Source organism: Barrientosiimonas humi (assembly GCF_006716095.1).
Classification (GTDB): Bacteria; Actinomycetota; Actinomycetes; order Actinomycetales; family Dermatophilaceae; genus Barrientosiimonas; species Barrientosiimonas humi.
Genome location: NZ_VFOK01000001.1, coordinates 1,673,469 through 1,691,588, shown reverse-complemented (window position 1 = coordinate 1,691,588; position 18,120 = coordinate 1,673,469). Strand labels below are relative to the sequence as shown.

Below are 18,120 nucleotides of genomic sequence, written 5' to 3'. Positions count from 1 at the left end.
TGCATGATCATGTGTGCTCCGGTATAGTCATGCGCATGCTGACGGTGGGTGTCGCGGGCGCGAGCGGCTACGCGGGGAGCGAGGCGCTGCGCCTGCTGCTGGGTCATCCCGACGTGCGCGTGGGAGCGGTCACCGGCGCCTCGACCGTCGGGCAGCGCCTTGGCGAGCTGGCCCCGCACCTGGCCCCGCTGCGCGACCGCGAGCTGGTCGAGACCACCCCGCAGGCGTTCGCCGACCACGACGTCGTGATCCTCGCTCTGCCGCACGGCGCCTCCGCGCAGCTGGCGGCCCAGCTGCCCGACGACGTGCTGGTGCTCGACTGCGGGGCCGACTTCCGGCTCGTCGAGGAGCAGCGCTGGACCTCCTTCTACGACACCCCGCACGCCTGCTCCTGGCCGTACGGCCTCCCCGAGCTGGTCCGCGCCGACGGCAGCAAGCAGCGTGACGACCTCGTCGGGGCGCGTCGCGTCGCGATCCCCGGCTGCTACCCGACCGCCGCAACCCTCGCGCTGGCCCCGGCCTTCGCCGCCGGTGTGGTCGCGCCCGACGACGTGGTCGTCGTCGCAGCCTCCGGCACCTCCGGCGCTGGCCGGTCGACCAAGCCGCACCTGATGGCCTCGGCGGTGATGGGGTCGATGAGCCCGTACGGCGTGGGCGGCGGCCACCGCCACACCCCCGAGATCGAGCAGAACCTCAGCACGGCGCTGGGGCAGCCGGTCACCGTGTCGTTCACCCCGACCCTGGCGCCCATGCCGCGCGGCATCCTCGCCACCTGCACCGCTCGCCTCGCCGGCGACCCGGCGGCCGTGCGCGCGGCCTACGAGCGGACGTATGCCGACGAGCCCTTCGTCCGGCTTCTCCCCGAGGGCGAGTGGCCGGCGACCGGCGCGGTGCTGGGGTCCAACGTCGTGCAGCTGCAGGTGGCGGTCGACGAGCACGCGGGCCGCGTCGTCGTGGTCGCCGCCGAGGACAACCTGACCAAGGGGACCGCGGGCGCCGCGGTGCAGTGCCTCAACCTCGCGCTCGACCTGCCCGAGACGCGCGGCCTGCCGACCACGGGCCTGGCCCCGTGACCCTCGCACCCACCGATCACCAGGAGGCCACGCCGTGAGTGTTACTGCGGCACAAGGGTTTCGGGCCAGCGGCGTGGTCGCCGGGCTCAAGCCGAGCGGGCGACCCGACCTCGCGCTGGTCGTCAACGACGGACCGCAGCGGTCGGCCGCGGCGGTGTTCACCAGCAACCGGGTCGAGGCCGCGCCGGTCACCTGGTCGCGCCAGGTCGTCGCCGACGGCCGGCTCGACGCGGTCGTGCTCAACTCCGGCGGGGCCAACGCCTGCACCGGGCCGCCCGGGTTCCTCGACACCCACCGCACCGCCGAGGCCGTCGCCGAGACGCTCGGCGTCTCCGCTGGCGACGTCGCGGTCTGCTCCACGGGGCTGATCGGCGAACGGCTGCCGATGGACCGGCTGCTCGCCGCGATCGCCCCGGCCGCCGACGCCCTCGGCCCCGACGGCGAGGCCGCGGCCACCGCGATCATGACCACCGACACCGTCCCCAAGCAGGCCACCGCCGAGGGCGACGGCTTCGTCGTGGGCGGCATGGCCAAGGGAGCCGGCATGCTGGCTCCCGCCCTGGCGACCATGCTCGTGGTGCTCACCACCGACGCCGAGGCGGAGCCCGGCGAGCTCGACGCGGTGCTGCGCGAGGCGTGCGCGGTGACGTTCGACCGCATCGACTCCGACGGGTGCCAGTCGACCAACGACACGGTGCTGCTGCTCGCATCGGGCGCGTCCGGCGTACGCCCGGCTCGCCGCGACCTGTCCGCGGCGGTCACCGCCGTGTGCGCCGACCTCGCCCGTCAGCTGATCGGCGACGCCGAGGGCGCTGCCCACGACATCGCCATCGAGATCCGTTCTGCCGCAAGCGAGTCCGACGCTCTCGAGGTCGCGCGCGCCATCGCGCGGAACAACCTGTTCAAGACCGCGATCTTCGGCAACGACCCCAACTGGGGGCGGGTCGTCGCCGCTGTCGGCACCACTGCGGCCGAGTTCGACCCGACGCAGTTGGACGTCACCGTCAACGGCGTGCAGGTGTGCCGGCAGTGCGGGGTGGGGGAGGACCGCTCGCTGGTCGACCTGACGCCGCGCGAGGTCCACGTCGCGGTCGACCTGCACGCGGGCGAGCACACCGCGACGGTCTGGACCAACGACCTGACCCACGACTACGTCCACGAGAACTCGGCCTACAGCACATGAGCGTGCGCAGCTCCCGGTCCCTGTCCGACGCCGCAGGCAAGGCGGCCACCCTCGTCGAGGCGCTCCCGTGGCTCGAGCGGTTCCGCGACGCCCTCGTGGTCGTCAAGTACGGCGGCAACGCGATGACCGACGACGCCCTGAAGGCGGCGTTCGCGGCCGACATCGCGTTCCTGCGCTACGCCGGCCTGCGCGTCGTCGTCGTGCACGGGGGTGGCCCGCAGATCCAGCAGATGCTCGACCGGCTCGGCATCGAGAGCGAGTTCCGCGGCGGGCTGCGCGTCACCACGCCCGAGGCCATGGACGTGGTGCGCATGGTGCTCACCGGACAGGTCAGCCGCGAGCTGGTCGGCCTGATCAACCAGCACGGCCCGCTGGCCGTCGGCATGTCCGGCGAGGACGCCGGCCTGTTCGGCGCGCGGCGCCGCACGACCGTCGTCGACGGCGAGCAGGTCGACCTCGGCCTCGTCGGCGACGTGCAGACGGTCAACCCCACCGCGGTGCGCGACCTGCTCGCCGCGGGCCGCATCCCGGTGATCTCCTCGGTCGCACCCGACCTGGACAGCGACGGGACCGTGCTCAACGTCAACGCCGACACCGCCGCGGCCGCGCTGGCCGTCTCGCTCGGTGCGCACAAGCTCGTCGTGCTCACCGACGTCGAAGGCGTGTACGCCCGCTGGCCCGACCCCGACAGCCTCCTGTCGCGCATGTCGCTCGGCGAGGCCGAGCGCCTCGTGCAGCAGGTCGACGCGGGCATGGTGCCCAAGCTCGACGCGTGCATCCGTGCGGTGCGGGGCGGGGTGCCGCAGGCCCACGTCATCGACGGGCGGTCACCGCACTCGCTGCTGCTCGAGGTCTTCACCGACGAGGGCATCGGCACCATGATCCTGCCGGGGGACGACTCGTGACCGACACGGAGCAGATGATGAATCCCGTTGAGGGACAGGCAGACTGGCTGCAGCGATACTCCGACAGCGTGCTGGGGGTCTTCGGCTCGCCGCCGCTCGTGCTCGACCGTGGCGAGGGGTGCTACGTCTGGGACGTCGACGGCCGGCGCTACCTCGACCTCATCGGCGGCATCGCGGTCAACGCGCTGGGCCACGGCCACCCCGAGCTGGTCGCGGCGGTGAGCAAGCAGGCGGCCGAGGCGATCCACGTCTCCAACCTGTTCACCTCGCCCGCCCAGATCCGCCTCGCGGAGCGGCTGATCGAGGTGGCCGGCGCGCCCGCCGGCTCGAAGGTGTTCCTCGCCAACTCCGGCGCCGAGGCGATCGAGGCGGCGATCAAGCTGACCCGGCGCACCGGCCGCACCGAGATCGTGGCGGCCGAGGGCGCCTTCCACGGCCGCACCACCGGAGCCCTCGCACTCACCGCCAAGGCGGCCTACCGCGAGCCGTTCGAGCCGCTGCTGCCCGGGGTGACCCACGTCCCCTACGGCGACACCGACGCGCTCGACGCCGCCGTCACCGAGCGCACCGCGGCGCTCGTGCTCGAACCCGTGCAGGGCGAGGCCGGTGTCGTGCTGCCGCCCGACGGTTATCTGCAGCACGCGCGCGCGGTCACGGCAGAGCGCGGCGCGCTGCTCGTCGTCGACGAGATCCAGAGCGGCATCGGGCGCACCGGGCGCTGGTTCGGCTTCCAGCACGCCGGCATCACCCCCGACGCGATCACCGTCGCGAAGGGCCTCGGAGGCGGCGTGCCGATCGGGGCGCTGGTCACCTTCGGCTCCCACGTCTCCGGCCTGCTCGGGCCCACCCAGCACGGCACCACGTTCGGCGGCAACCCGCTGGCCGCGGCGGCCGCGCTCACCGTGCTCGACGTCGTGGAGTCCCAGGGCCTGATGGCCCACGCCGAGCGCGTGGGGGAGCACCTGCGCCAGGGCGTGGCCCGCCTGGATCACCCGCTCGTGGCCGGCAGCCGCGGCCTCGGTCTGCTGCGCGCCGTCGGCCTCACCCGGCCGGTCGCCCCGGCCCTCGCCACCGCCCTGCGCGAGGCCGGGCACCTGGTCAACCCCGTCGCACCCGACGCGCTGCGCCTGGCGCCGCCGCTGGTGCTCACCACCGGTCAGGTCGACGACTTCCTCGCCGACCTGACCCCCGTCCTGGACCGCGTCCTCGAGGAGGATCCCGCCTGATGCGTCACTTCCTGCGCGACGACGACCTCACGCCCGCCGAGCAGAGCGCGGTGCTCGACCGCGCGGCCGCGCTCAAGGCCGACCGGTTCGCCGAGCGGCCGCTGGAGGGGCCGCAGGGCGTCGCGATCATCTTCGACAAGCCCACGCTGCGCACCCAGCTGTCGTTCTCGGTCGGCGTCGCCGAGCTCGGCGGCTTCCCGATGGTGGTCGACGGCAACCTCGCCCAGATCGGCACCCGCGAGTCGATCGCCGACGTGGCGCGCGTGCTCAGGCGGCAGGTCAGCGCGGTGGTGTGGCGGACGTACGGCCAGGACCGCATCGAGGACATGGCGCAGTACGCCGGTGTCCCCGTCGTCAACGCCCTCACCGACGACTTCCACCCGTGCCAGATCCTGGCCGACCTGCTCACCGTGCGCGAGCACAAGGGCCGCCTGCCCGGCCTGACGATGACGTACGTCGGCGACGCCGCCAACAACATGGCCCACTCCTACCTCCTCGGCGGGGCGACCGCCGGGCTGCACGTCCGCGTGGCCGGCCCCGCGACCCACCAGCCCGATCCCCGGATCGTGCAGCGTGCAGCCGAGATCGCTTCGCAGACAGGGGGATCCGCGACCGTCCTCGACGACGCGGTCGAGGCGGTCGCCGGCGCCGACGTGGTGATCACCGACACCTGGATGTCGATGGGGCAGGAGCAGGAGGCGGCCGAGCGCAAGGGCGCCAGCAGCCCCTTCGCACCGTTCGCCGTCGACCAGGAGCTGCTCGCCCACGCCACCGACGACGCGATCGTGCTGCACTGCCTGCCGGCCTACCGCGGGTTCGAGATCAGCGCCGAGGTCATCGACGGGCCGCGGTCGGTCGTGTGGGACGAGGCCGAGAACCGGCTGCACGCGCAGAAGGCCCTGCTGGCCTTCCTGCTCGACCGCGCCCGGGACGACGGATGATCCCGCGCACCCGCTCGGCGCGCCACCAGCGCATCGTCGAGATCATCCGTCGCGAGCCGATCCGCTCCCAGACCGAGCTGGTCGACCGGTTGGCCGACGACGGCGTCGCCGTCACCCAGGCGACGCTCTCGCGCGACCTGGTCGAGCTCGGCGCCGAGAAGGTGCGCCAGGGCCGCCAGCTGGTCTACGCCGTGCCCGCCGAGGGCGGGGAGCGCGCGATGCACTCCGGCGGCGACGGTCGCGAGGCGCCGGACGGGCGTCTGCGGCGGGTGCTCGTCGAGCTGCTCGTGGTCGCCGAGTGCAACGGCGACCTGGTCGTGCTGCGCACCCCGCCGGGGGCGGCCAGCTTCCTCGCGTCGGCGATCGACACCGCCGGGCTCGACCCGGTGCTCGGGACCGTCGCCGGGGACGACACCATCTTGGTCATCCCGCGCTCCGGGCACACCGGACCGCAGGTGGCCGACCTGCTGCTCACGATGTCGGAAGGGAACGACGAATGACGACGGACGCCAAGACCAGCCTGTGGGGCGGACGTTTCTCCGGGGGCCCGGCCGACGCGCTGGCCGCGCTGTCGAAGTCGACGCACTTCGACTGGCGACTGGCGCCGTACGACCTCGCCGGCTCGCGCGCGCACGCGCGCGTCCTGCACGGGGCCGGGCTGCTGGACGAGGAGGCCCTCGGTGCCATGCTGCGCGCGCTCGACCAGCTCGACGACGACGTGCGCTCTGGCGCGTTCCTGCCCGCCGAGGACGACGAGGACGTGCACACCGCCCTCGAGCGCGGTCTCATCGAGCGGGCGGGCGCCGACGTGGGTGGGCGGTTGCGGGCCGGCCGCTCGCGCAACGACCAGATCGCGACCCTGCTGCGGATGTACCTGCGCGACCACGCCCGGGCCTGCTCGCTGCTGCTGCTCGACGTCGTCGACGCCCTCGCGGCCCAGGCCCGCACCCACCTCGGGGTCGCGATGCCCGGGCGCACCCACCTGCAGCACGCCCAGCCGGTGCTGCTGTCCCACCACCTGCTGGCCCACGCCTGGGCCCTCCTGCGTGACGTGGACCGCTGGCGCGACTGGGACGCCCGCACCGACGAATCGCCTTATGGCTCAGGGGCGCTCGCCGGTTCCTCGCTCGGCCTCGACCCGGAGTCGGTGGCTCGCGAGCTCGGGTTCGCCACCGCCACCGACAACTCCATCGACGGCACTGCCGCACGCGACTTCGTCGCCGAGTTCGCGTTCGTCGCGGCCATGGGCGCGGTCGACGTGTCGCGGCTGTCCGAGGAGGTCATCCTCTGGGCGACCAAGGAGTTCTCCTTCGTCACGCTCGACGACGCCTTCTCCACGGGGTCGAGCATCATGCCGCAGAAGAAGAACCCCGACGTCGCCGAGCTCGCGCGCGGCAAGGCCGGCCGGCTGGTCGGCGACCTCGCCGGGCTGATGACCACGCTCAAGGCGCTGCCGCTGGCGTACAACCGCGACCTGCAGGAGGACAAGGAGCCGGTGTTCGACGCGGTCGACACCCTCGAGGTCCTCCTCCCTGCCGTCGCGGGCATGGTCGGCACGCTCACGTTCCACCCCGACCGGCTCGAATCGCTTGCCCCGCAAGGGTTCTCGCTGGCCACCGACATCGCCGAGTGGCTCGTGCGCGAGGGAGTGCCGTTCCGCGTCGCCCACGAGGTGGCGGGTGCCTGCGTGCGGGTGTGCGAGGAGCGTGGCATCGAGCTGTGGGACCTCACCGACGACGACCTCGCGGCCATCAGCCCGCACCTGACCCCCGGCGTGCGCGAGGTGCTGTCGGTGCCGGGATCCCTCGCGTCGCGGTCGGCCAAGGGCGGCACCGCCCCCGACCGGGTCGTCGAGCAGCTCGACCGCGCCGTCGAGCGGGCCGGCGAGCTGCGCGCCTGGGCCGAGCAGCCGGTAGGACCGCAGCAGCGGGCATGACGCGGCTCGACGCCGGCTTCTTCGACCGGCCCGTGCTCGAGGTCGCCCCCGAGCTGCTCGGGTGCGTGGTGACCCACGCAGGCGTCGGGGTCCGGCTCACCGAGGTCGAGGCCTACGACGGGAGCAACGACCCCGGGTCGCACGCCTTCCGGGGAGAGACGCCGCGCACGCGGGTCATGTTCGGCCCGCCCGGCGGGCTGTACGTCTACTTCACCTACGGCATGCACCACTGCGCCAACCTCGTGTGCGGCGAGGACGGCCGCGCGTCGGCGGTCCTGCTGCGCGCCGGCGAGGTGGTGACCGGGATCGACCTGGCCCGCGAGCGGCGCACCGCCGGCCGCTCCACCCGGCTCGCCGACCGCGACCTCGCGCGCGGGCCGGCGCGCCTGGTCCAGGCGCTCGGCATCACCAGTGGAGACGACGGCGTACGCACGACCGACCCCGCCGCGCCCGTCACCGTGGTGCGGGGCGACCCGGTCGATGCGGCGCAGGTCCGCACCGGCCCCCGCGTCGGAGTCTCGGGGGACGGCGGTGACGGGGGACGGTTCCCGTGGCGCTTCTGGATCGACGGCGACCCGACGGTGTCGGCGTACCGCCCCGCGAAACCCCGTCGGAGGCCGGCCCGGCGATAGGGCAGGCTGAGCACGCACCGCCGGGGGTCGGCTCCGGCGCCGAGGAGAGGACCGGACGACCGTGAGCGACATCTTCGACGAGCTGCAGTGGCGCGGCCTGGTGGCACAGACCACCGACGAGGCCGCGCTGCGCCGAGCACTCGCCGACGGGCCCGTCACGGTCTATTGCGGGTTCGACCCCACGGCCGCGTCGCTGCACATCGGCCACCTCGTGCAGCTGATCATCCTGCGCCACCTGCAGCGCTCCGGCCACCACGTCATCTGTCTGGTGGGCGGGTCCACCGGCCAGATCGGCGATCCGCGCCCCACCTCCGAGCGGGTCCTGCACACCAAGGAGCAGACGGCCGAGTGGGTGAGCAGCATCCAGGAGCAGGTGCGCCCGTTCCTGCGCTTCGACGGCGATAACCCCGCCCGGATGGTCAACAACCTCGACTGGACCCAGGGCATCAGCGCTCTGGACTTCCTGCGCGACATCGGCAAGCACTTCCGCGTCAACTCGATGATCAAGCGCGACATCGTGGCCCGCCGGCTGGAGTCCGAGCAGGGCATCAGCTACACCGAGTTCAGCTACCAGCTGCTGCAGGCGCTGGACTTCCTGCACCTGTTCCGCGAGTACGACTGCACGCTGCAGGTCGGAGGCAACGACCAGTGGGGCAACCTGCTGTCCGGGGTCGACCTGGTGCACGCCGCCGAGGGCGCGCGGGTGCACGCGCAGACGGCCCCGCTCATCACCGACGCCGAGGGCAAGAAGCTCGGCAAGTCCGAGGGCAACGCACTGTGGCTCAACCCGCAGCTGATGAGCCCGTACGCCTTCTACCAGTACTGGCTCAACACCGAGGACGCCGTCGTGATCGACCGGCTCAAGGTGTTCACCGAGATCACGCCGGAGGAGCTGCCCGAGGTCGAGCGACAGGTGGCCGAGGAGCCGTTCCGGCGAGCGGCCCAGCGGCGCCTGGCCCACGAGGTCACCACCCTCGTGCACGGGCCCGACGCCACCGCGTCCGTCGAGGCGGCCTCGGCCGCGCTGTTCGGCAAGGGCGACGTCAGCGCCCTCGACGCGCAGACGCTGCGCGACGCGTTGGCCGAGCTCCCCGGGGGGCCGGCGGAACCGGGGCAGGAGATCGTCGACGTGCTGGTGGCCACCGGGGTGGCCGACAGCCGCAACGGCGCCCGCCGGCTGCTGGGGGAGGGCGGCATCTCGCTGAACAACGTCAAGGTCGCCGACCCCGAGTACGTCCTCGTCGACAGCGACTTCCTGCACGGGGAGGCCGCCCTCATCAAGCGCGGCCGCAAGCACCAGGTGGCCGCCCGCCGGGCGGTCTGACCAGGCGCGACGGCGCAGGTCGACCGCCGGGCCGCCCCCGATTTGGCATGGCGCTCGCGATGACGTAATGTTCTCCGAGTCGCCGCAAGGAGGCACGGACAGCCGAGAGGCTGGCCGGTCCGGCGGTCGATCTCCTCGCTCAGGGTCCGACGAGACCATGGCGAGGCACCACAACGACAGTCCTGAACAGCCCGCAACGGCGGTTTGGCAAGGACAACCGAGCGTGGTAACTTAGAGAAGTTGCCCCAAAGAGCGAGACCGCAAAGGTCTGGGTCCGAGGTGTGCACCTGTTTCTTGAGAACTCAACAGCGTGTCGAGTGATTGATGCCAAATGTTTGTTTGGTTGATTTTGAACTCTGTTCAATTTCGGCCAGGTTTTGATTTTCTACGGAGAGTTTGATCCTGGCTCAGGACGAACGCTGGCGGCGTGCTTAACACATGCAAGTCGAACGATGATGCCCGAGCTTGCTCGGGTGGATTAGTGGCGAACGGGTGAGTAACACGTGAGTAACCTGCCCTTCACTCTGGGATAAGCCTGGGAAACTGGGTCTAATACTGGATATGACGGCGCACTGCATGGTGTGTTGTGGAAAGATTTTTTCGGTGAAGGATGGGCTCGCGGCCTATCAGCTTGTTGGTGGGGTAGTGGCCTACCAAGGCGGTGACGGGTAGCCGGCCTGAGAGGGCGACCGGCCACACTGGGACTGAGACACGGCCCAGACTCCTACGGGAGGCAGCAGTGGGGAATATTGCACAATGGGCGCAAGCCTGATGCAGCGACGCCGCGTGGGGGATGACGGCCTTCGGGTTGTAAACTCCTTTCGCCATTGACGAAGCCCTTCGGGGTGACGGTAGGTGGAGAAGAAGCACCGGCTGACTACGTGCCAGCAGCCGCGGTAATACGTAGGGTGCGAGCGTTGTCCGGAATTATTGGGCGTAAAGAGCTTGTAGGCGGTTTGTCGCGTCTGCTGTGAAAGCCCGGGGCTTAACTCCGGGTCTGCAGTGGGTACGGGCAGACTAGAGTGTGGTAGGGGAGACTGGAATTCCTGGTGTAGCGGTGAAATGCGCAGATATCAGGAGGAACACCGATGGCGAAGGCAGGTCTCTGGGCCATTACTGACGCTGAGAAGCGAAAGCATGGGGAGCGAACAGGATTAGATACCCTGGTAGTCCATGCCGTAAACGTTGGGCGCTAGGTGTGGGATCCATTCCACGGGTTCCGTGCCGCAGCTAACGCATTAAGCGCCCCGCCTGGGGAGTACGGCCGCAAGGCTAAAACTCAAAGGAATTGACGGGGGCCCGCACAAGCGGCGGAGCATGCGGATTAATTCGATGCAACGCGAAGAACCTTACCAAGGCTTGACATGCACCGGACGACTGCAGAGATGTGGTTTCCCTTTGTGGCTGGTGCACAGGTGGTGCATGGTTGTCGTCAGCTCGTGTCGTGAGATGTTGGGTTAAGTCCCGCAACGAGCGCAACCCTCGTTCCATGTTGCCAGCACGTGATGGTGGGGACTCATGGGAGACTGCCGGGGTCAACTCGGAGGAAGGTGGGGATGACGTCAAATCATCATGCCCCTTATGTCTTGGGCTTCACGCATGCTACAATGGCCGGTACAGAGGGTTGCGAGACCGTGAGGTGGAGCGAATCCCTTAAAGCTGGTCTCAGTTCGGATTGGGGTCTGCAACTCGACCCTATGAAGTTGGAGTCGCTAGTAATCGCAGATCAGCAACGCTGCGGTGAATACGTTCCCGGGCCTTGTACACACCGCCCGTCAAGTCACGAAAGTTGGTAACACCCGAAGCCCATGGCCTAACCAGGTTTTCCTGGGGGGAGTGGTCGAAGGTGGGACTGGCGATTGGGACTAAGTCGTAACAAGGTAGCCGTACCGGAAGGTGCGGCTGGATCACCTCCTTTCTAAGGAGCTGTTAAGCCTCTTCAGTGCCGTGTGTGTGCTGGGGGTGTGCTCATGGGTGGAACATCGATCATGGTGCCTCGTGGCGCTTCGGTCTGGTCAGGGCCGGCTAGTACGACCACGCTTCCTGCTTAGCCTTCTTGGTTGGGTGGGGGTGGTGGTGTGGAGGGCTGGTGACCGGGTTGTGGAGTGCGTGGGGGTGTCGACACGTTGTTGGGTCCTGAGGGAACAGGACCTGCCTGATGCAAGGTTCCGCGTCACTGTTGTGTGGTGTGGGGGTTTGCGGGGTGGGGGTTTTCTCGTGGACGGGACCAGCTGGCTGGCGCACTGGGTGTGTTGGTGGTTGGTGTTCGTGTGTTGTTTGAGAATTGTATAGTGGACGCGAGCATCTTTGTGGCCAAGTTTTTAAGGGCGCATGGTGGATGCCTTGGCACCAGGAACCGATGAAGGACGTAGGAATCTGCGATAAGCCTCGGGGAGTCGATAACCGGACTGCGATCCGAGGGTGTCCGAATGGGGAAACCCAGCACCTGTTATGAGGTGTTACCCGCATCTGAATATATAGGGTGTGTGGAGGGAACGTGGGGAAGTGAAACATCTCAGTACCCACAGGAAGAGAAAACAATATGTGATTCCGTGAGTAGTGGCGAGCGAAAGCGGATGAGGCTAAACCTGTTTCGTGTGATACCTGTCAGGGGTTGCGGAGCGGGGGTTGTTTGGGGTGCGTCGTGCTGGCTCTGACAGGTCGGCGCGGAGTGATAAATCGCGTGCATAGGCGAAGCGTCTTGAATGGCGTGGCGTAGAGGGTGGTACCCCCGTAGCTGAAATGTGCGTGACTTCGTTGGCGTGTTACCCCGAGTAGCACGGGGCTCGAGGAATCCCGTGTGAATCTGGCAGGACCACCTGTCAAGCCTAAATATTCCCTGGTGACCGATAGCGGACTAGTACCGTGAGGGAAAGGTGAAAAGTACCCCGGGAGGGGAGTGAAATAGTACCTGAAACCATGTGCTTACAATCCGTCAGGGCCTGCACTTTGTGTGGGTGATGGCGTGCCTTTTGAAGAATGAGCCTGCGAGTTAGTGCTCAGTGGCGAGGTTAACCCGTGTGGGGTAGCCGTAGCGAAAGCGAGTCCGAATAGGGCGATTGAGTCGCTGGGTCTAGACCCGAAGCGGAGTGATCTACCCATGGCCAGGTTGAAGCGCCGGTAAGACGGCGTGGAGGACCGAACCCACTTAGGTTGAAAACTGAGGGGATGAGCTGTGGGTAGGGGTGAAAGGCCAATCAAACTCCGTGATAGCTGGTTCTCCCCGAAATGCATTTAGGTGCAGCGTTGCGTGTTTCTTGCCGGAGGTAGAGCTACTGGATGGCTGATGGGCCTCACCAGGTTACTGACGTCAGCCAAACTCCGAATGCCGGTAAGTGAAGCGTGGCAGTGAGACTGCGGGGGATAAGCTTCGTAGTCGAGAGGGAAACAGCCCAGATCACCAGCTAAGGTCCCTAAGCGTGTGCTAAGTGGGAAAGGATGTGGAGTTGCTGTGACAACCAGGAGGTTGGCTTAGAAGCAGCCACCCTTTAAAGAGTGCGTAATAGCTCACTGGTCAAGTGATTCCGCGCCGACAATGTAGCGGGGCTCAAGCACATCACCGAAGCTGTGGCAGTCACACATTACTCTAGCAATCTTTTGGTTGTTCAGGGGTGTGGTTGGGTAGGGGAGCGTCGTGTGGCGGGTGAAGCATCGGAGTGATCCAGGTGTGGACGCTACACGAGTGAGAATGCAGGCATGAGTAGCGAATCACGGGTGAGAAACCCGTGCGCCGAATAACCAAGGGTTCCAGGGTCAAGCTAATCTGCCCTGGGTAAGTCGGGACCTAAGGCGAGGCCGACAGGCGTAGTCGATGGACATCCGGTTGATATTCCGGAACCGGCGAAGGACCGCCCATATCGAATCAGGTGATGCTAACCACCCTAACCCGCGCTTACTGCCCTTTCGGGGGTAGGGGTGTCGGGGGCGCGTGGGACCCGATCTTGTAGTAGGTAAGCGATGGAGTGACGCAGGAAGGTAGCCTCCGCGGGGCGATGGTTGTCCCCGTCTAAGAGTGTAGGCCGGCACTACTGGTAAATCCGGGTGCCTTGAAGGCTGAGACTTGATAGTGACCACGTTAGTGGGAAGTAGGGTGATCCTATGCTGCCGAGAAAAACTTCTAGCGAGGTTCGAGCCGCCCGTACCCCAAACCGACTCAGGTGGTTGGGTAGAGAATACCAAGGCGATCGAGTGAATCGTGGTTAAGGAATTCGGCAAAATGCCCCCGTAACTTCGGGAGAAGGGGGGCCTGAGCCTTGAAACCCTTTCGGGTTAGGGGCGAGGGCCGCAGAGACCAGGGAGAAGCGACTGTTTACTAAAAACACAGGTCCGTGCGAAGAAGCAATTCGATGTATACGGACTGACGCCTGCCCGGTGCTGGAACGTTAAGGGGACCGGTTAACATCTTTCGGGGTGTGAAGCTGAGATCTTAAGCGCCAGTAAACGGCGGTGGTAACTATAACCATCCTAAGGTAGCGAAATTCCTTGTCGGGTAAGTTCCGACCTGCACGAATGGCGTAACGACTTCTCCACTGTCTCAACCACGAACTCGGCGAAATTGCACTACGAGTAAAGATGCTCGTTACGCGCAGCAGGACGGAAAGACCCCGGGACCTTTACTATAGCTTGGTATTGGTGTTCGGTACGGCTTGTGTAGGATAGGTGGGAGATGTTGATCCCCTCGCGCCAGCGGGGTGGGGAGTCGTTGTTGAAATACCACTCTGGTCGTTCTGGGCTCCTAACTTCGGACCATGATCTGGTTCAGGGACAGTGCCTGGTGGGTAGTTTAACTGGGGCGGTTGCCTCCTAAAAGGTAACGGAGGCGCCCAAAGGTTCCCTCAGCCTGGTTGGCAATCAGGTGTCGAGTGTAAGTGCACAAGGGAGCTTGACTGCGAGACAGACATGTCGAGCAGGGACGAAAGTCGGGACTAGTGACCCGACGGTGGCTTGTGGAAGCGCCGTCGCTCAACGGATAAAAGGTACCCCGGGGATAACAGGCTGATCTTGCCCAAGAGCTCATATCGACGGCATGGTTTGGCACCTCGATGTCGGCTCGTCGCATCCTGGGGCTGGAGTTGGTCCCAAGGGTTGGGCTGTTCGCCCATTAAAGCGGTACGCGAGCTGGGTTTAGAACGTCGTGAGACAGTTCGGTCCCTATCCGCTGTGCGCGTAGGAAGCTTGAGAAGACCTGTCCCTAGTACGAGAGGACCGGGATGGACGAACCTCTGGTGTGTCAGTTGTTCTGCCAAGAGCACCGCTGATTAGCTACGTTCGGAAGTGATAACCGCTGAAAGCATCTAAGCGGGAAGCACGCTTCAAGATGAGGTTTCCAACACCCTTTGGGTGGTGAGGCTCCCAGCTAGACGACTGGGTTGATAGGCCGGACGTGGAAGCACAGTAATGTGTGGAGCTGACCGGTACTAATAAGCCGATAACTTGTTACCACAAAGATACTCGCGTCCACTATGCAACTCTGAAACAGCACCGGCCCGTTGGTTGGTTGATAGTTTCACAGTGTTACGGCGGTCATAGCGAATGGGGAAACGCCCGGTCACATTCCGAACCCGGAAGCTAAGCCCTTCAGCGCCGATGGTACTGCACTCGGTAGGGTGTGGGAGAGTAGGACACCGCCGGACTTAACTTGAAGTAGGAGGGGGAACCGTCATGGTTCCCCCTCCTACGCATTTGTCCACCTTTTTCCGTGACGGGAGAGAGTCATCGTGAGCGACGCCGACAGCACCGGTGCGGAGAACAGGCGGTCCGAGGAGGGCCGCGGTGGGGATGCCGGCGAGGGCCGATGGAAGCGTGCCGGTCGGACCGGTGGTGACTCGCCGGCGGAGGGCCGTCGGGAGAGCGGCTCCGACGCCGGCCGGTCCCGTGAAGAGCGTCCGCCCCGTCGTGAGGACCGACCCTCGCAGGACCGGGGACGGTTCGGGAGCGATCGCAGCCGTGGTGGATCCGGGCCGCGCCGCGGGTCGGACGACCGCACCGGTGACCGGCGCGGTCCGCGCCGCGACGGGAACAGAAGCTTAGACCGTGGCGGGCCCCGTCGGGATGACCGTGGCGGGCCCCGTCGTGACGATCGTGGCGGGCCCCGTCGTGACGATCGTGGCGGTCCGCGCCGTGATGACCGCGGTGGTCCCCGTCGTGACGACCGCGGTGGGCCGCGTCGTGACGATCGTGGTGGGCCGCGTCGTGACGACCGTGGCGGAGCCGGCCGGCCTTGGGCCGAGCGGAACGCCGGGGACCGTCCGGGGCCCCGTTCGTGGGACCGGCAGACCCCGCGCGACGACAGCGGCCGCCCGGTGCGGCGCAAGGAGCCGGAGATCCCGGAGGGCATCACCGGCAAGGAGCTGGACCGGGCGGTGTGGCACCAGCTGCGCACCCTGACCAAGGAGAACGCCGAGGGCGTGGCACAGCACCTCGCGGCGGCGGCGATGCTGCTGGAGGACGAACCGGACCTCGCGCTCGACCACGCCCAGACGGCGGTCCGCCGTGCGGGCCGCGTCCCTGCGGCGCGGGAGGCCCTGGGGCTGGTGCTGTACCGGCGCGGGGAGTTCTCCGACGCGCTCCGCGAGTTCCGCACGGCGCGGCGGCTGTCCGGCTCCGACCACCTGCTGCCATACATGGTCGACGCCGAGCGCGGGCTCGGTCGGCTGGAACGTGCGCTGGAGCTCGCGAGCTCGCCCGAGGCGAAGCGGCTGCCGGAGGCCGACAACATCGAGCTGGCGATCGTCGTGTCGGGGGTGCGCCGAGACCTGGGCCAGCCCGAGGCTGCGCTCATGGGGCTGCGCATCCCCGCTCTGAACAAGCTCGGCCGGCAGCCGTGGGCGGCCCGGCTGAGCTATGCGTACGCGGAGGCCCTGCTCGCCACGGGTGACGAGGACGGCGCGCACGAGTGGTTCAGCAAGGCGCTGACGCTGGACGCGCAGCAGGAGACCGACGCCGCCGAGCGGATCGCGGAGCTGGAGGGTGTGGTCCTGGAGGACCTGCTCGAGGGCGAGGACGACATCGAGCTGGGCGACGAGGACCTGAGCGAGGACGAGACCGCCGCGACCGGCGGCGACGACCAGCAAGCCTGAGCCAGAGGTAGCCGCGGCTGTCCACAGGGCTGTCGTGGGGCGCGCAGTTTTCCACCGGCCGGGTCGCGGCCGTGGTCGCACGAGCACGCCCCGAGCAGGCTGGTGGCATGACAACTCTTCACCGACGTACGCATCATGTCCGCGCCAGCACCGGCTGAGGCGCCGCCCGACCTGAACGAGGTGCGGCTGGTGGGCCGGGTGAGCGGTGAGCCGGCCGAGCGGGTGCTGCCGAGCGGCGACCCGATCGTCACCCTTCGGGTCGTCGTGAGACGCAAGGCCTCCACCGCCCGGCGCAACGCCGCACCGGTCGACACCATCGACGTGGCCTGCTTCTCGGCGACCACCCGGCGTCGCGCCGCGGCCCTGACGGCGGACACCGTGGTCGAGGTCGAGGGCTCGTTGCGGCGCCGGTTCTTCCGCACCGCGCAGGGCGCTGCCTCGCGCTACGAGGTGGAGGCCGCCTCGGTCAGACGGGTGAAGGGGTGATGCCCCGGGCGCGGCCCGTCACCTGACGCGCGCGACCGACCGCGCACAATGGCGCGCATGAGCCTGAGCGATCAGTCGCCCCGTGTGCCCGTCGACGGACTGGAGGGGGTCGTCTGCGACCTCGACGGGGTGGTCTATCACGGCGCCACCGCGGTGCCCGGAGCCGTGTCGGCCCTGGAACGGCTGGGCGGGGTCGCGCAGGTGCGCTACGCCACCAACAACGCCTCCCGCACGCCTGCGGTGGTGGCGGCCCAGCTGCGCGAGCTCGGCATCACGCTCGACGACGCGGACGTGCTCACCAGCTCCACCGTCGGAGCCCAGGTGCTGGCCGAGAGCCTGCCGCAGGGGGCGGCCGTGCTGGCCGTCGGGGGCGAGGGGGTGCGCGTCGCGCTGACCGAGTCCGGCCTCGAACCCGTGACCTGGGCCGACCCCGCGCAGCCGGCGCCGGTGGCCGTGCTGCAGGGGTACGGCGCCGAGGTGACGGCCGCGCAGCTGGCGGAGGCGGCGTACGCGATCCAGGCCGGTGCCCGGTGGGTCGCGACCAACACCGACCGAACCCTGCCGACGGCGCGCGGGATCGCTCCGGGCAACGGAGCGCTCGTCGCCGCCGTGCGGGCGGCGGTCGACGTCGACCCCGAGGTGGTGGGCAAGCCGGGGCCGTTGATGTACGAGCAGGCGGCCCGGCTGCTCGGCCGGGCACCGGAACGGATGCTCGGCGTGGGGGACCGGCTCGAGACCGACATCGCCGGCGCGCGGGCGGCAGGCATGCGAACAGCGTTGGTGCTCACCGGAGTTCACGGCCCGGGAGACGCGGCAGCGGCCCCTGCGGAGCAGCGCCCGGAGCTGCTGCTCGAGGGGTTGGCGGATCTGCTGGTGCCGTATGCGAGCCCGCAGCGGGTCGGGAACGGCGAGTGGCGCTGTGCCGGTGCCACGGCCCGGTGGAACGGCGCGCAGATCGAGGTCGAGGGCGGCGGCATCGGCGCGGCCCGCGCGGCCGTCGCTCTCGCGTGGGATCTGGTCGACGACGGACGCCTCGATGCCGATGTCGCCGGTGCCCAGGTTCGCAGTAGCGTGGGGCACCGGCCCGGCGCGGCGTCGACGTCGTGAGGCCGCACCTGCAAGCGCACCGAGGAGACCTCATGGCACTGGACAACATCCGCGCAGCGCTGCAGCTGCTCTCTGGCGCAGGCGAGCTCACCCGCGCCAAGGCGGTCGAGGCAGCCCAGACCCTGCTCTCGCTGCCCGCGCAGCTGCCTGGGGTCCAGGGGGCGGGGGAACGCGCGGGCCAGGCCGCCGGTCAGGTCGGCCAGCTCGCCGACGAGCTCGTCGCCGCGG

At 68.4% G+C, this 18,120-nt stretch carries 12 protein-coding genes and 3 rRNA genes; all 15 read left to right on the top strand.

Annotation, left to right across the window (positions count from 1 at the left end):
* The first annotated feature begins 35 nt into the window (after positions 1-35).
* The 15 genes from argC to FB554_RS07790 all read left to right on the top strand — a co-directional run bounded on the left by argC (position 36) and on the right by FB554_RS07790 (position 17,892).
* Positions 36-1,073, top strand: a complete 1,038-nt coding sequence (gene argC / locus FB554_RS07860) for an N-acetyl-gamma-glutamyl-phosphate reductase (protein ID WP_142005449.1) — start codon at positions 36-38, stop codon at positions 1,071-1,073.
* A gap of 34 nt (positions 1,074-1,107) precedes the next feature.
* Positions 1,108-2,256 (top strand): bifunctional glutamate N-acetyltransferase/amino-acid acetyltransferase ArgJ, encoded by a 1,149-nt coding sequence (gene argJ / locus FB554_RS07855; RefSeq protein ID WP_142005448.1) that lies wholly within the window; start codon positions 1,108-1,110, stop codon positions 2,254-2,256.
* Complete coding sequence (gene argB, locus FB554_RS07850; protein ID WP_142005447.1) at positions 2,253-3,161, top strand: acetylglutamate kinase; 909 nt, start codon at positions 2,253-2,255, stop codon at positions 3,159-3,161. The genes argJ and argB overlap by 4 nt, the downstream gene beginning before the upstream one ends.
* Positions 3,162-3,175: 14 nt before the next feature.
* A complete protein-coding gene (locus FB554_RS07845; protein ID WP_142007503.1) occupies positions 3,176-4,387 on the top strand; it encodes an acetylornithine transaminase in 1,212 nt (403 codons plus the stop codon).
* Positions 4,387-5,328 (top strand): ornithine carbamoyltransferase, encoded by a 942-nt coding sequence (argF, locus tag FB554_RS07840; protein ID WP_142005446.1) that lies wholly within the window; start codon positions 4,387-4,389, stop codon positions 5,326-5,328. Before FB554_RS07845 ends, argF begins: the two co-directional genes overlap by 1 nt.
* Positions 5,325-5,828, top strand: coding sequence for an arginine repressor (locus tag FB554_RS07835; RefSeq protein ID WP_142005445.1), 504 nt, complete (start codon positions 5,325-5,327; stop codon positions 5,826-5,828). Before argF ends, FB554_RS07835 begins: the two co-directional genes overlap by 4 nt.
* Positions 5,825-7,264, top strand: coding sequence for an argininosuccinate lyase (gene argH, locus FB554_RS07830; RefSeq protein ID WP_142005444.1), 1,440 nt, complete (start codon positions 5,825-5,827; stop codon positions 7,262-7,264). The genes FB554_RS07835 and argH overlap by 4 nt, the downstream gene beginning before the upstream one ends.
* Complete coding sequence (locus FB554_RS07825; RefSeq protein ID WP_142005443.1) at positions 7,261-7,896, top strand: DNA-3-methyladenine glycosylase; 636 nt, start codon at positions 7,261-7,263, stop codon at positions 7,894-7,896. Before argH ends, FB554_RS07825 begins: the two co-directional genes overlap by 4 nt.
* A 61-nt stretch (positions 7,897-7,957) precedes the next feature.
* Positions 7,958-9,220, top strand: coding sequence for a tyrosine--tRNA ligase (tyrS, locus tag FB554_RS07820; RefSeq protein WP_142005442.1), 1,263 nt, complete (start codon positions 7,958-7,960; stop codon positions 9,218-9,220).
* A gap of 384 nt (positions 9,221-9,604) precedes the next feature.
* Positions 9,605-11,138: ribosomal RNA gene (locus FB554_RS07815) — 16S ribosomal RNA — on the top strand.
* Positions 11,139-11,531: 393 nt separating this feature from the next.
* A 23S ribosomal RNA gene (locus FB554_RS07810) occupies positions 11,532-14,661 on the top strand.
* 74 nt (positions 14,662-14,735) lie between these two features.
* Positions 14,736-14,853: ribosomal RNA gene (gene rrf / locus FB554_RS07805) — 5S ribosomal RNA — on the top strand.
* Together the 16S, 23S and 5S rRNA genes form the textbook arrangement of a ribosomal RNA operon.
* Before the next feature lie 669 nt (positions 14,854-15,522).
* Positions 15,523-16,299 (top strand): tetratricopeptide repeat protein, encoded by a 777-nt coding sequence (locus FB554_RS07800; RefSeq protein ID WP_236022337.1) that lies wholly within the window; start codon positions 15,523-15,525, stop codon positions 16,297-16,299.
* A 135-nt stretch (positions 16,300-16,434) separates the two neighbouring features.
* On the top strand, positions 16,435-16,785 hold the full coding sequence (locus FB554_RS07795; RefSeq protein WP_142005441.1) for a single-stranded DNA-binding protein: 351 nt from the start codon (positions 16,435-16,437) through the stop codon (positions 16,783-16,785).
* Positions 16,786-16,842: 57 nt separating this feature from the next.
* Positions 16,843-17,892, top strand: a complete 1,050-nt coding sequence (locus FB554_RS07790) for an HAD-IIA family hydrolase (RefSeq protein ID WP_142005440.1) — start codon at positions 16,843-16,845, stop codon at positions 17,890-17,892.
* The last annotated feature ends 228 nt before the right edge of the window (positions 17,893-18,120 follow it).